Source organism: Mesorhizobium sp. AR10, assembly GCF_024746795.1.
Lineage (GTDB): Bacteria > Pseudomonadota > Alphaproteobacteria > Rhizobiales > Rhizobiaceae > Mesorhizobium.
Window position 1 is genome coordinate 985,495 of record NZ_CP080524.1, and the last position, 13,747, is coordinate 999,241.

The 13,747-nt window shown below is 64.0% G+C and carries 12 protein-coding genes; 1 reads left to right on the top strand and 11 read right to left on the bottom strand.

The features are described 5' to 3' along the window. Positions 1 to 58 precede the first annotated feature (58 nt). From LHFGNBLO_RS08120 to LHFGNBLO_RS08165, 10 genes are all read right to left on the bottom strand, one after another. Positions 59 to 1,312, bottom strand: coding sequence for a low temperature requirement protein A (locus LHFGNBLO_RS08120; protein ID WP_258605728.1), 1,254 nt, complete (start codon positions 1,310 to 1,312; stop codon positions 59 to 61). A 114-nt stretch (positions 1,313 to 1,426) separates the two neighbouring features. Next, a complete protein-coding gene (locus LHFGNBLO_RS08125) occupies positions 1,427 to 2,500 on the bottom strand; it encodes a D-alanine:D-lactate ligase-like protein (protein WP_258605730.1) in 1,074 nt (357 codons plus the stop codon). 112 nt (positions 2,501 to 2,612) lie between these two features. Then, positions 2,613 to 3,494: an SMP-30/gluconolactonase/LRE family protein gene (locus LHFGNBLO_RS08130; RefSeq protein ID WP_258605732.1), complete on the bottom strand. Its 882-nt coding sequence runs from the start codon at positions 3,492 to 3,494 to the stop codon at positions 2,613 to 2,615. Then, on the bottom strand, positions 3,494 to 4,132 hold the full coding sequence (locus tag LHFGNBLO_RS08135; RefSeq protein WP_258605734.1) for a 2-dehydro-3-deoxy-6-phosphogalactonate aldolase: 639 nt from the start codon (positions 4,130 to 4,132) through the stop codon (positions 3,494 to 3,496). The genes LHFGNBLO_RS08130 and LHFGNBLO_RS08135 overlap by 1 nt, the downstream gene beginning before the upstream one ends. Continuing rightward, positions 4,129 to 5,079: a 2-dehydro-3-deoxygalactonokinase gene (locus tag LHFGNBLO_RS08140; RefSeq protein ID WP_413774709.1), complete on the bottom strand. Its 951-nt coding sequence runs from the start codon at positions 5,077 to 5,079 to the stop codon at positions 4,129 to 4,131. The genes LHFGNBLO_RS08135 and LHFGNBLO_RS08140 overlap by 4 nt, the downstream gene beginning before the upstream one ends. Positions 5,080 to 5,084: 5 nt before the next feature. Next, a complete protein-coding gene (locus LHFGNBLO_RS08145) occupies positions 5,085 to 5,852 on the bottom strand; it encodes an SDR family NAD(P)-dependent oxidoreductase (RefSeq protein ID WP_258605738.1) in 768 nt (255 codons plus the stop codon). A 146-nt stretch (positions 5,853 to 5,998) separates the two neighbouring features. Then, positions 5,999 to 7,348 (bottom strand): putative bifunctional diguanylate cyclase/phosphodiesterase, encoded by a 1,350-nt coding sequence (locus tag LHFGNBLO_RS08150; protein ID WP_258605740.1) that lies wholly within the window; start codon positions 7,346 to 7,348, stop codon positions 5,999 to 6,001. A gap of 100 nt (positions 7,349 to 7,448) precedes the next feature. Next, positions 7,449 to 9,269 (bottom strand): GtrA family protein, encoded by a 1,821-nt coding sequence (locus LHFGNBLO_RS08155; RefSeq protein WP_258605741.1) that lies wholly within the window; start codon positions 9,267 to 9,269, stop codon positions 7,449 to 7,451. An 83-nt stretch (positions 9,270 to 9,352) separates the two neighbouring features. Then, positions 9,353 to 9,751 (bottom strand): GtrA family protein, encoded by a 399-nt coding sequence (locus tag LHFGNBLO_RS08160; RefSeq protein ID WP_258605743.1) that lies wholly within the window; start codon positions 9,749 to 9,751, stop codon positions 9,353 to 9,355. Beyond that, positions 9,748 to 10,983, bottom strand: a complete 1,236-nt coding sequence (locus LHFGNBLO_RS08165) for a glycosyltransferase family 2 protein (protein ID WP_258605744.1) — start codon at positions 10,981 to 10,983, stop codon at positions 9,748 to 9,750. Before LHFGNBLO_RS08165 ends, LHFGNBLO_RS08160 begins: the two co-directional genes overlap by 4 nt. Before the next feature lie 228 nt (positions 10,984 to 11,211). Here LHFGNBLO_RS08165 and gshB point away from each other — a divergent pair, with 228 nt between their 5' ends. Beyond that, entirely contained in the window at positions 11,212 to 12,153 is a 942-nt protein-coding gene (gshB, locus tag LHFGNBLO_RS08170; RefSeq protein WP_258605745.1) for a glutathione synthase, read from the top strand. 42 nt (positions 12,154 to 12,195) lie between these two features. On the opposite strand, the gene LHFGNBLO_RS08175 is transcribed toward gshB, so the two are convergent. Further along, entirely contained in the window at positions 12,196 to 13,701 is a 1,506-nt protein-coding gene (locus LHFGNBLO_RS08175; protein ID WP_258605746.1) for an Ig-like domain-containing protein, read from the bottom strand. Positions 13,702 to 13,747: the final 46 nt, after the last annotated feature.

Below are 13,747 nucleotides of genomic sequence, written 5' to 3' on the forward strand. Positions count from 1 at the left end.
TCACAAACAGCCTGATTTGGGAATCCTACGATTCTCTCAAAGTAGGAAACGCTCTAGTCTATAGATCGTTGGCGAGCGCCTCGGCCTGATGGCGGTGTCCGAGCAATTCGTAGCCGACGACCGTCACCGCCGGCGCGAGCATGAGAATGACAAGGCAAACCGTCATGTCGACGCCAGCAAGCGCGGCGAAAACGGCTGCCGCCACAACCGCGGCGGTCGCGATCAGCAACCAGACGTGGAACGGGTCGAAGCGCGGAACAAGATAGTAGTAGAGCGCATAGACCAATCCCAGGAAAATACCCACGGGAACAGCGGTGGCAAGCAGCGTCGCAAGCGGGCCGATGTGAGCCTTGTGTTCGATGAAATAGGCCGCGACGTGGAGCCCGGCACCGGTCGCAACGATGGCGGTCACAATCAGCATCTGTCCATAGCCCCAGACGAAGGCGCGATTTCGGTGAGCATGAAGTATCCGCGCGGAAGGCAGTATGTAATAGACCCACCACATGCCGAAAGTGAGCCCGGTGCCGGCGATACAGACCAGTGCCGCATCCATGGTCCAGCCCTGCTCCTCGACCACGGCCGACAATGTCGCGACGGTGCCGACGACCCCTTCGCCCAGCGCGATGATGGCGAACAGGCTATGGCGCTCGACTATATGATGGGCATGCCAGGGCGTTCCGCCATCCTTGCGCTCCGCGATCACCGGTCCCGCCAGTTCGATGGCTGCCAGGATGCAGGCGAGGATGAGGCTGACGCCGATCGGAAAATCAAAGACGATCTGCACCACCCAGCCGATCTGGGCAACCGAGACGGCGATGGCATAGGTCAGGCAGGCCCGGCGGCGGGCAGGGTCCTGCCTGACAGCGCGCAGCCATTGGAAAACCATGGCCAAGCGCATGATCACGTAGCCCAGCACCATGACCGAATTGTCGAGATGCGCGCCGTGTTCGATAGAGGCGAACATGCGCGGCAGACCGATCGCCAGCACCAGCACGCCGATCATCTGCACCATGGTAACGAGGCGGAAAATCCAGTCGTCGGTGTCATAGGCCGAGGAGAACCACGAGAAATTGACCCAGGCCCAGCAGATGGCGAAGCTTGCGAAACCGAAGCCGAGCAGGGCGGCAGTGTATTGGCCTTCGGCCAGCGCATGGGCGAGTTGGGAAGACGCGAGGCTGAAAGTGGTCACGAAGGTCAAGTCGAACAGAAGTTCGAGCGGCGTCGCGACGCGATGCCCCTCATGCGGATCGCGCCCAGCCATGCGCCTGACATGATGGTGGAGGGTTTCGGAGCTGACAGGGGTGGTGTTCATCGCGCGGCCTTTGCTAGGGGTCGTCGACCGACACTAGAGGCAAGGCTGAAGGCGTCAAGGCGCGGGCTGGTCTCTCAGCCGGGTCCGCTCTCGGTTGACGCGCGCGCGGCCGTTTCAGGCGTGCCGCTTTTGGTCGGTCAGCCGGTTCGCGGCGGTTTCGGCCATCGCATCGGCGAGGCCCATGCCCCATTGCGAGCGGCAATAGGCGCGAAAATCGAAGCATGGCAGCCCGGGGCAGACTTCGAACTCGATGAGATGGACATGATCGTCCGCCTCGACCCTGAGATCGATGGAAAACACGTCCCGTAAGCCAAGCCCGGCCCTCAGCCTCTCGGCAATGCGTCGAATTGTTGCGGCGGCTCCCGGCTGGGTGTCGGCAACCGGCAGCAGTACCGGCTCGGCATAGTGTCCTGCCGCCTTGGCCGCCTCGCCGGTGCCGCCATAGAGCGCCAGGCTGTCTGCCATGGTCTGGAAATCGGCGCCCGAATCGACAAAGGAGATGCCGAGTGCCTCCGCGCCGGTGTCCGGTTTCAGGCCGAGAAAACTCGCGCGCACATTGCGCCCAGCGACATAGGGTTGCACGACGACATCGTCGCGGTAGGCGGCGAAGACACGCCGGCTAAGCTCCAGCGCATTGCCGAGATCCTCGCAGCGCGAATCCTGCCAGATGCCGATCTTGGCGCCCAGCCGGTTCGGCTTGACGAACCAACCGGCAGCCGAGTCCGGCGGCTCGACCAGCCAGTGACCGTCGCGGGCGAGGCCTGCCTGCGGCACCGGCAGGCCGAGCGCGCCGAGCACGGCGCCGGATCGGAACTTGTCCTGGCAGAGCGCGAACAGAGAATCGTCGGCGCCAATGGTTTTCAGCCCGTTCAGCCTTGCCAGAGCCGGTGCCGCGCCACCGCGGAAATAGGAGACGCCGTCGGTCAGAGTCCACACCAACGTGGTCTCCGGATCGGCTTTTCCTAGCGCCGTCGCGGCATCGTCCAGTTCGACCGGCACGAAGGCCAGGCCGCGCCGCTCGCACGTCGCCGCGAGTTCATCGAATTCCGGCGAGAGATCGGTCGACTGCGCCAGATAGGACGAGATTTCCAGTGCACGCTCGGCAGGAAAACCATCGGCAACCAGCCGGTCGAAACAGGCCTTTTCCGGCTCGTGGACGAGGATCAGGGTCGGCATGTGTCTCGGCATGGATCAGGACTTCCGGTGATGCTGCCCCACCATCGCATGGCCGCTGTGATCGGCTTGCGCGAAACCGACCAGCGCCGGACGCCTGCGCGACAGCGGCGCCCGCCCCGAGCAATCAGGCGATCAACACGCGCGGTTCGAAACGGCCCCTGACGGGGATGTCGAGCAGGAAGGTCATACCGGCCTGCGGGTCGAGCTTGCGCTGTTTGTCGTCCTTGCCCTTCCAGGCCGAGGTCACGGCCAGGCGGTCGGCCTTGGCGCCGACAAAGGCCGGGCAGGACGCCTGCGTCACCGGCATCGGAATTTCGCGCAGCAGAGCGCCTTCGGGCGAATAAGCCTTGACCGCCTTTCCACCCCAGACGGCGTTCCACAGCACGCCGTCGCGGTCGACCACGGAGCCGTCGACATAACCCTTGGACGAGCGATGGTCGACAAACACTTTGGACTCGCCGACCGGCAGGCCCGTCGCCGGATCGCAAGCGACGCGCATCAACAAGCCGGTCGCGGTGTCGGTGTAATAAGCGATCGACCCGTCTTCCGAGAAACAAATCGAGTTCGACACGGTGATGTCGGAATACAGCTTGCGCAACTCGCCTTTGAAAAACCAGTAGATCGAGCCGGCGGCCTTAGCTTCATCCTTGGCCATCGTGCCGACCCAGAAGGCGCCGCAAGGGTGGACGCGCGAATCGTTGGAGCGCGTCAGCGCATTGTCGGCCTCGATTGCCGTATGCAGCGTTAGCTTGCCGGTTGCCACGTCGCGGATATGCAGGCCGGTCTCGGTGGCGATCAGCTGGAGCTGGTCGTCGATAGTGGCAAGTGCGCTGGCCATCTGGCCAAGTTCATGGATTTTCAGCGCGCCGGAGCCGACGCCCTGCTCCAGCAAAAGGCCGTTGACGATATCGAACCAGAACAGCGCATCGATGGAGGGATCATAGCTTGGGCCCTCGCCGAGTTGGCAGATATGGTCGGAAAAGACAGAAACGGAGGTTTCGCTCATCATGCCACTCCAAACGCGATGTCCCAGGCGGCGACGGCGGCCTGCGCCCGCGTCGCCACCTCGTCAACGCTCATGCCGGGCTTGAACAGGCTGGAGCCGAGGCCAAAGACGCTGACGCCAGCCGATTTGTAGCCGGCAAAATCCTTTTCCGAAACGCCGCCGACCGCGCCGACCAGCGTCTGCGCCGGCAGCACGGCGCGCATTGCCGAAATGCCCGCCGCACCCAGCACGCTTGCCGGGAAGAATTTCAGCGCCGAAGCGCCGAGCCTGATCGCCTGGAAGGCCTCGGTCGGCGTGAACACGCCGGGCATCGTCACCATGCCGTGATGCATGGCGCGGCCCATGACTTCGGCATCGATGTTGGGGCTGACCAGCAGCCTGCCGCCGGCCTTGTGCAGGCCGTCGACATCGGCTGATGTCAGTACCGTGCCGGCGCCGACCAATGCCGTCGAAGGAAGCACTTCGACGATTTTGGCGATCGACGCAAACGGCTCCGGCGAATTGAGCGGCACTTCGATCGCTTCAATGCCGGCTTCGAACAGCGCCTGGCCGATGGCCACCGCCTCGTCTGGCTTCAGGCCGCGCAGGATGGCGACCAGGCCACGCCTAAGTTTCGGAAAAGGTGCGGTCTGGGTCATGCGGCAACTCCGCTTTTGGCGATCATGCCATTCTCACGCGCGGCCTCGATCAGGCCGGATCGCACCGCCTCGTCGGCGTCGACAGTCCTGACCGCAAGTCCGGCAAGACCAAGCACCGCCTGATAAAGCGTCGCGAGGGCGCCGGAGGCAATCAGCACGATGGGGGCAGCGCTTGCGCCATAGCGGCGATTTGCCGAGGCAATCTCGCCGCCGATCAGCAGGCCGGACAGGCAAGCAGCAGCATCGTCTGGCTGCAGGTCCTGCAGCAGGCCGGCGGCGCGGATCGAGAACAGTCTTGAGGTGACATCACCGCCCTCGGCCAATGCTCTCCTGCACCAATCCTGGAAGAATGGATTGCCTGCTGTGACGGGCTTGGGCTGCTCGCCCAGCGAGTGGCGCAGGATCGAGTGCGCCGCCAGCACCGAAAACAGCTCGCCGGTCGGCCAAGTGCAAAAACCGGCGACCGTGCCGTCCTCGGCCAGCACCCATTTCGAGTGCGTGCCCGGCATGCAGACGAGGTGGCGGCCGTTTGCCGGCAAACCAGCGCCGGCAAGCTGCGTTTCCTCGCCGCGCATCACGTCGGGCGCGTCGGCCTGACGCTGGGCGAGGCCAGGCACGATGCGGATGTCGCGACGCTGGCCGGGAATGCTGATCGCACCAGCGAGGATGGCGTCGATCGGCGACGGCACGGTCACGTAGGGCGCCTCGAGCCAGCCCTGGCGGGAGCCGGCCATGCCGCAGATGATGACCGGCAGCGCTTCCGGCGCGCCCATGGCCGCCAAATGGCCTTCGAGAATAGTTGAAAAGCCGACGGCTTGCGCGGTGATCAGCCCGTCGTCACCGCGACGCTCGGCAAGAACCTTGTCGGCTTCGTCGACCAGCCAGACCCGCATACGGGTGGTGCCCCAATCGACGACCGCGACAGACGGCGCCTTGTTTGCCGGAATCTGGCTCACAGGAACCCTCCGTCGACGATCAGCATCTGCGCTGTCAGCATGCGCGAGGCGTCGGACGCCAGGAATAGCACCGTTCCGACAATGTCTTCCGGCCGCATGACGTCCTTGATGCACTGCTTGGCGACATGGGCGGCGAGCCCCTGCTCGGTGACCCAGAGCTCCTTTTGCCGTTCGGTGATCACCCAGCCGGGCGCAAGCGCGTTGACGCGGATGCGGTCGGCGCCGAGCTTGCCGGCGAGCCCCTTGGTGAGGCCGAGGATGCCGGCCTTGGCGGCCGTATAGGCCGGCATGTCCGGGTGATTGATCAGGTAGGATGTCGAGGTGAAATTGATGATCGAACCGCCACCGGCCCGCTTCATGCCCGGCGCCACCGCCTGCGCGGTGAAGAAATGCGGGCGCAGATTGACCGCCTGGTTGTTGTCCCAGAACTCGACCGTGACGTCCTCGACGGCATGGCGGTCATCGAGCGCAGCGTTGTTGACCAGCACTGTGACATCGCCATGCGCCTCGGCAGCGCTCGCGGCTGAGACCCGCAGTGCTTCGATGTCGCGCAGGTCGGTCTTGAGGTAGAGCGGCCGCCGGCCAAGCTCTTTCTCGACGCGGTCGGCAAGTGCCGTGCTTGGGCCGTCGGCGATGTCGATGAAGGCGACTTTCGCTCCCTGGCGGACAAAGCCTTCGGTCAGTGCGGCGCCAATGCCGGACCCGCCGCCGGTGATCAGCACCGAGGCACCTTCGAGGTCGGCAAAATGCGCCGATGGCATCATGATTTTTCTCCCGATCCGATCGGCGCGCATCCTAGCCAGCCAAGTCGGGGGAGCAAGGGCGAAAACGCGGATTTACCGGCTTATGTCTGACAAAAGACCGCTTGCGCCTCGGTAACGGCTTCAATCGAGATTGCGGATCCGCCCGATCAGACCGCCTTGGCGTGCAAGGCGCCGCGATAGGAATCGCGGAGATAGCCAAGCGTGGCGTCGGCGTCGACAGGCCTGCCGAACAAATAACCCTGCCCGCCGGCGCAGCCGAACTGGACGAGACGGTCGGCCTGCGCCTCCTCCTCTATGCCTTCGGCGACCACGTCCATGCCGAGCCCCTCGCACATGGCGAGAATGGCTCGGATGATGTGTTCCGACGGCCGGTCGTCGAGGATTGAGGAGACGAAGGCGCGGTCGATCTTGAGCTTGTCGAAATGGAATTCGCGCAGGCGGCCGAGCGATGACTGGCCGGTGCCGAAATCGTCAAGCGAGACACGGATGCCGACACGGCGCAGATCCTCGACGATCTGCGCGGCCGAGGCCGGGTCGTTCATCAGGCCGGTCTCGGTGATCTCGATCTCCAGCCGGCGCGGATCGAAACCGGTGCGGTCGAGGATCGCCAATATGTGCAGTCCGGTGTTCTGGTCGACGAGCTGCGACGGCGACAGGTTGAAGGACAGGAACAGATCCTTCGGCCAGCTTCTGGCCGCCTCGGTGGCCTTGCGCAGCACCAGTTGCGACAGCGGGCCGATGATGCCGCGCTCTTCGGCGATGGGGATGAAGACCGTCGGCGGCACCGAGCCAAGGTCGCGGTCGGTCCAACGCGCCAGTGTCTCGAAGCCGATGGTCCGGCGGGTGTTCAAATCGACGATCGGCTGGAAATGCGGCTCCACCTCGCCGGCCGAGACGGCACGGCGCAGCGCCTGCTCGATGCGGGTGACGCGCTTGGCGGCTTCTTCCATCTCGCGGGTGTAGACGACAACCCGGCCGCGGCCCGAACGCTTGGCGTGATACAGGGCCGTTTCGGCCTTGTTGACCAGGATTTCCGTGGTTTCGTCGCCCGAGTAGAACAGCGAGCAGCCGACCGAGGCGGAAAGCCTGGCCGTGCGTTCGCCGACATCGTAGGGCGCCGAAAGAATTTCGATCAGCATGCGCGACTTTTCAGCCGCGGCCTCCTCGCTGAACACCATCGGATAGAGGAAGGCGAATTCGTCGGCGCCGATGCGGCAGACGGCGGAATGGCGGTCCATCGACGCGCGCAGCCGCATCGCCACCTGGATCAGGATATCGTCGCCGGCCTTGTGCCCGAACAGGTCGTTGATCGGCTTGAAGCCGTCGAGGTCGAGAATGCCGACGGTGAACGGCGCCGGGTCCTCGGAACGATCGCTGATCAGGCGGTCGACCTTGTCGAAGAAGCGGCGGTGATTGCCAAGTCCGGTCAACGCATCTGTGAAGGCCAGATCCGTGCTTTCCCTGCTTGCCTGCCCGGTGCCAAACGTCGTTTGCATCGGTGTCCCTGTTTTGATGTCGGAATTCATGTCCAGACTGGCAGCAAACTCTTTAGGAAAAGTATTTCTGCATCATTTTTTTTCGCTAGCGAACAATTGTTCAGCCGCTGGGCCGGACGCGGTACAATTCGATCGGGTTTCCCCGGGTTTCCGCGATCGGTTCGAGCCATTCCGGCACGCTGCCGCGCATCAGCCCGGCAAGAAAGCCGTCCGGCGCCTTGGCGGCGAGAAGCTGGCTTTCCCCACTGCCGCGGCACAGTGCTACAAGGCCCACGTGATGATTTGCCAGGATTGTCCTGGCATCGTTGGCCGATCCCAGGAAAGCATCGAGCGCAAGCAGGTCTCCCGCGACGTTGCGATGATAAGGCCCGGCGAAGACGCGGTGCCCGGAATAGGCCAGGATCGGCGATCCCAGGTTGGAAATGGCCAGCACAGTGGTGTTCGGCTGCTGGGCAAGCGGCGCAAAGGAGACCTTGCGCTCACAGGCCAAATCGGTGCCACTGCCCTTGGCCGCCGCCTTGTTGCCTTCGAAGGCAGTCGACGTCGCCGCCGCAGCGCCGGTCCAGACGGCGTTCACCGACACCAGCCAGACCGCGACCATGCGCAGCGATACACTGCGCGAGGGATTGGTTTGCGCCCGCTCACGCCATTTTGCGATCCAGGCGGAAAGGGGGATCACCGCAAAGGCAATCGAGAATGTCGAGCCGCGGACCTGCCAGGCGCTGACGACGAACGCCACCGCAAGCAGCGCGCCGACAAGGGTTTCCTGGCGGCGCCAGGGTCCGCGACGAAGGCGAAGCGCCATCAGCACGATCGCCACCAGCGGCGTGGCATAGCGCGCCATCACCGAAGCCGGGTCTGCCATGATGAGATTGAGCAGCGACTGCGCCTCATCGATGTGGTCGAGCCACAACTCCTTGAGACGCGGATCGAGGTTGGCATAGGGGGCTGCCAGGCATTGCGGGAACAGCGACACCACGACAGCGCCGAGCACGAGAGCGAGGAGACCAAGCGACATCAGGCGCCGCCGGCGCGTGTGGCCAGCCGCATCGACCGAAGCAATGGCCGCAAGGCCTGTTCCGGCGATCGCCGCCACCAAGAATTGCACGGTCGAGAACGCATCGCATTGTGCCTGACCCCAGGCCGACATCGGAATGGTGGTGACGAAGACGAGAGCCGAGACGCCGGCAAAGCCGAGGCCGAAATCCCTGGCGATCAGCCTTTCGCCACTCGCGTCGACGACAAGCAGCATGGCGACGCAGGCGCCAATGGTGGCGACATAGGGGGCGGTTTCCATGCCGATGGCCAGCGTCAGCGCGGCGCACAGGCCCGAAAACAGCGCAGCCCAGCGGCGCACGGGCGCTTCGAGCAGCAAGCTCAGGCTGGCCATGGTCAGCGTCAGCTGGACATTGTGATGATCAAGGGCGCCCGGTGCGAAGATGCCGATGAAATGCAGGGCCGCCGCGCCAACGACAACGGCAGGCAGCACGGCACCCTCACCGGCGAAACTGCGCGCCGCGCGGGCAGTGAAAAACACCGCAAGGCAGAAGAACAGCGCCGGCCACAGCACTTGCGCCACGTTCTCGGCCAGGGCCATGCTGCCGGTCAGGGCCGATGCGACAAGAACGATGGCGGCGAGCGGCGCGTCGACCAGCCGCGACCAGTGCATGACGAAGCCGCCTTCCGGCCCCATCCTGTACTGATGCAGATCGAACCAGCCCTGGCCGGCCAGCATGTCGCGAACCTCGACCAGACGCAGCAGGCTGTCATTGTCGCCACCGGCATTGGTCAGTTCCCTGAAGCCGCCAAAGGCGTTGACGGCAAATGCCACCAGCGTCGCCAGCAACGCCAGCATGAGGTCCGCTCGCCAGGAGGCGCGCGCATCGTTTTTGGATGGCATCGCGGCAAGGGCAGTGGTCATGAGATGGGCTTTCAGCCTGTGTTTGACGGAGCAGGCTAGCGCCGCTCACTTCACAAAGCGTAAAGTGGCGCGCAAAAATCGAGCTAGTCGCGCACCGGAAACACCCACAGCGACGACAGAACGTAGCTCACCGCGCTTGCGGCAACCGTCGTCAGCGCCGACATGGCAACAGGCGACATGCCGAAACACGCCACCGCTACATGCGACACCAGGCCCGAAAACACTGCGCATCCGACCTGCAGCACAAGATAGCGCGGCATCGCGCTTGCATGATCGTGCTGTCCGCCGAATGTCCAGCCGCGCTGCGCGGAATAGGCAACGACGACGGCGATCGCATAGGCGACGACACTGCCGATGAAGGGCGAAAAGCCCAGCGAAACCAGCAGCCACGAGAGAGCGAACAGCAGCAATGCGGCACCGACGCCCACCGTCACGAACCGGAACAGGCGTGTCTGCACAAAGGCTGGCAATATCTCGCTCATGCTTCGTCGCGCGGCGCCATAGAATCAGTCTGGCCGGATTTCATCCGCTTGACCGGTATTTCGAGGACACCGAGCAGAAAGGCCGAGAAAAAGGCCTGGAATGAAATGACGATCAGGCTCAGGCCGAGGACGACGATGCGCGGGATTTCGGAATCGTAGAGCTGGCCAAAGCCGAGATGCGCCCAGCGCGCCACGGCATAGCCGAAGAACAGCACGCCGCCGGCAAAGCAGATGCCGGCATTGGCGGCAAGACGGTCGGTGCTGATGGTTCTGGTCAGCCAGTCGGAACGACTGCTCGCCGGCAGAATACCGGTTATCTCGGCATAGTAGCGCGAAATGGCACCGAAGGTGATGAGCTGGACGCCGGTGACGACCATGAAGCAGGCGGCGACGAAGGTGTTGAGGTCTAGCGACAGATTGTCGATCACGCGCAGCGGCCCGAACACCAGCAGCGCTGCAAACAACAGGCCGAGACCGCCGAGCACCGTGCCCGGTATGAAGAACATCCAGCGCGGATTGTAGATCAGCAGAAACTTCAGATGCCGCCAGCCGTCGCGCCAGGTCCGCAGATGCGGCGGCCGGCTGCGGCCGTCGGGCTTGAGAGTGGTCGGCACTTCCTCGATGCGCAGCCCGGCAAGGGCGCCGCGCACCACCATCTCGCTGGCGAATTCCATGCCTGTCGTCTGCAGGTCGAGCTTCCGGATGCTCTCGGTGTTGAAGCCGCGCAGGCCGCAGTGGAAATCACCGGTCTTGATGCGGAAGAACAGGCGGCCGACAAAGCTGAGCACCGGGTTGCCGAGATAGCGGTGCAGCGGCGGCATGGCGCCGGCCTCGATGCCGCCCTGGAAGCGATTGCCCATGACCAGGTCGGCGCCATCGCGCAGCCGCGAGACGAACGCTTCCAGCGCGCCGAAATCATAGCTGTCGTCGGCATCGCCCATGATGATGAAGCGGCCCTTGGCGGCGGCAATGCCGCCCAGCAGGGCCGCGCCATAGCCTTTCTGTGGCACCGGCACAACGCGCGCGCCCATGTCCGCGGCGATCTGCTGCGATCCGTCGGTGCTGCCGTTGTCGGCGATCAGCACCTCGCCGGAGATGCATGCCTTGTCGAGGAAGGATTTCGCCTTGCCGATGCAGATGGCCAGCGTCTCGGCCTCGTTGAGGCACGGCATGAGGATGGTGAGTTCGAGCTGTCTGGCCGAGGCGGCGCGGATGGTTGTGACGGCGTTCATGGTCGTTGTTCCATCGAGGGCCCGGTGCGGCATCTTGCCGGGGAATTCGGCGCTTACCCTTGCACGGCAAGGCTTAAGAAAACGATGACGCGCAGCCTTGCCTTGTCTCCAATGGGCGGAGAGGCCGAGCCTGCGGCCGGCTGATCGCAATCTTCAAAATGTCGCGATTGGCAGACGCGCGGCGAGGCTGTACAGGCTGTTGCCGACCCGACCTGCCGGAGACCCGCCATGAAGCTGAAAATCGCCGTCCAGATGGACCATATCTCCACCGTCTCGATCGCCGGCGACACATCCTTTGCGCTGTCGCTGGAAGCGCAGCGGCGCGGCCACCAGCTGTTCCACTACACGCCCGACCGGCTGTCGCTGCGCGACGGCAAGGTGTTTGCCCGCATCGAGGAAATGCAGGTCCGCGACGAGAAGAGCAACCACTATACGCTGGGCGAGAAGGTGCGCACCGACCTGTCGGAAATGGATGTCATCCTGCTGCGCCAGGATCCGCCCTTCGACATGAACTATATCACCACCACGCACATTCTGGAGCGCATCCATCCCGAGACGCTGGTGGTCAACGACCCGGCCTGGGTGCGCAACAGCCCGGAAAAGATTTTTGTCACCGAGTTTTCCGACCTGATGCCGGACACGCTGATCACCAAGGACCCACTCGAGGTTGCCGCCTTCCGAAAGGAGTTCGGCGACATCATCGTCAAGCCGCTCTATGGCAATGGCGGCGCCGGCATCTTCCATCTGCTGGAGGGCGACCGCAACCTCGCCTCGCTGCTGGAAATGTTCGGCCAGATGTTCCGCGAGCCCTACATCGTGCAGCGCTATCTCAAGGACGTGCGCAAGGGCGACAAGCGCATCATCCTGATCGACGGCGAGCCAGTCGGCGCCATCAACCGGGTGCCGGCCGAGCATGATTCCCGCTCCAACATGCATGTCGGCGGCCGCGCCGAAAAGACCGAGCTGACGGCGCGCGAGCGCGAGATCTGCGCCCGCATCGGCCCGTCGCTGAAGGAGCGCGGCTTTATCCTTGTCGGTATCGACGTCATCGGCGACTACATGACCGAGATCAACGTGACGTCGCCGACTGGCGTGCGCGAGGTGCAGCGTTTTGGCGGCGCCGACATCGCCAGCCTGTTCTGGGATGCCGTTGAAGGGAAGAGGCGCTAGCCTACTAGGTCCATGTAACCAACCGCGCCCACAGATCCGCGTCTAGACCACAAAGAAGTCGTCCGCGGTGAGCCAGGTGCCCGGGTCCACAGTGGCGAACTGGACAGCCGCCGCTCCGCCCGCCCCGTCCTCATCGAACAGCAGAGCGCCGATCGCGTCGTCGTAGATGATGTGGTCGCTGTCATCGACGGCTTTATTGCCGACCGCGAAAACCGCAGCGAAAAGCGGGCCGGCCGACAGCCCGACGAATACGGAGCTGTCCAGCCGGAACACATCATCAGGCGCATCGAAGTCGTCGATACTGTCGTGGTTCGCCGGTCCAACTGCGTCGAACACGAAGACATCCCGCCCCGCCCCGCCGGCCAGCCGGTCGCGGCCGGCACCGCCATTGAGGATGTCGTCGCCAGCGCCGCCGCGCAGGTCGTCGGAGCCAGCGCCGCCGTCGAGAAAGTCGTCGCCAGCGTCACCGCGGATGCCGTCCGTGCCCGCACCGCCACTTATCTGGTCATTGCCGGCGTCGCCCTTCAGCCAATCGGTGCCCGCGCCGCCGATGATCGTGTCGGCGCCGGCGCCGCCGAACAGCTGGTCATGGCCGGCGCCGCCGTCGATCGTATCGTTGAACGGGGTGCCGGTGATGCGGTCGCCGCCGCCCAGTGCGGCGACGAGCACGGCATGATCGTAGCTTTCATAGCTCACGATGTTCGTGGCGTCGGTCAGCGTGAGGGATTCGGCCGGCGGCGTGACCGTGATCGCAATCGTCGCCACATTACTGTTTCCCTGGCCGTCCGTAGCGTAGACCGTAAAGCTGTCGGTGCCGACGAAGCCGGCCGCGGGCGTGTAGTCGAACAGATTGTCGCTCAGAAAGTCCGCATGATAGTGCAGGCTGGTGCCGTAGTGACCCTGGTGAAACGGGTAATGGTTGCCGTCGAAATTCGTGCTCTGCTCAAGGCTGCCGTGGTCCGGCCCGTCGACGACGACAAAGCTCAAGAGATCGTAGTCGGCATCCGCCGCGCTGAATTTGATGTCGTCGAGAAATTGCCCCTGCGAAACCGACACATTCAGATTGGCGGCCGTGGGCGCATGATTGACGAAGGTGTCGGGCTGAAGCGCGCCGCCTTCCAGGATGATCTGATGCTGACCGTACTGGGTGTTTTCGCCGCCGAAATATTCGTTCGCCCCGATCCATGTCACCGTCAGGCTGTCGGGACTGTTGGCGTTGACCGAGACGATCCGCGCCGACAGGAAGGCCGCCTGGTCGGACACGCTGCGGATAAAGTTGCCTTCGTTGTCGAAGACCTGCGTTTCCACTGTCGTCCAGGTCTCGGTCCTGCCCTCATGGGTGAAGCTGGTGATGGTGAAGAAGCCGTCGAAGACATCGACCGAAGCCAGGTCGATCCCACCGAACGGGAAATCCGACTTTGCTCCTATCGGTCCGATCACGTCGCCGTCGGTTTCCGTGATGCTGAAAAGGACCGCGTCAGGGCTCGGATTGGGGTTGTCGGGTTCTTCCCATACGGTGAGCTCACTGCCATTGCTTAAGGTCGGCATCTGTCGATCCTCGCTTTTGCGCTTGGACGCGCTGCGGATGCTCCCC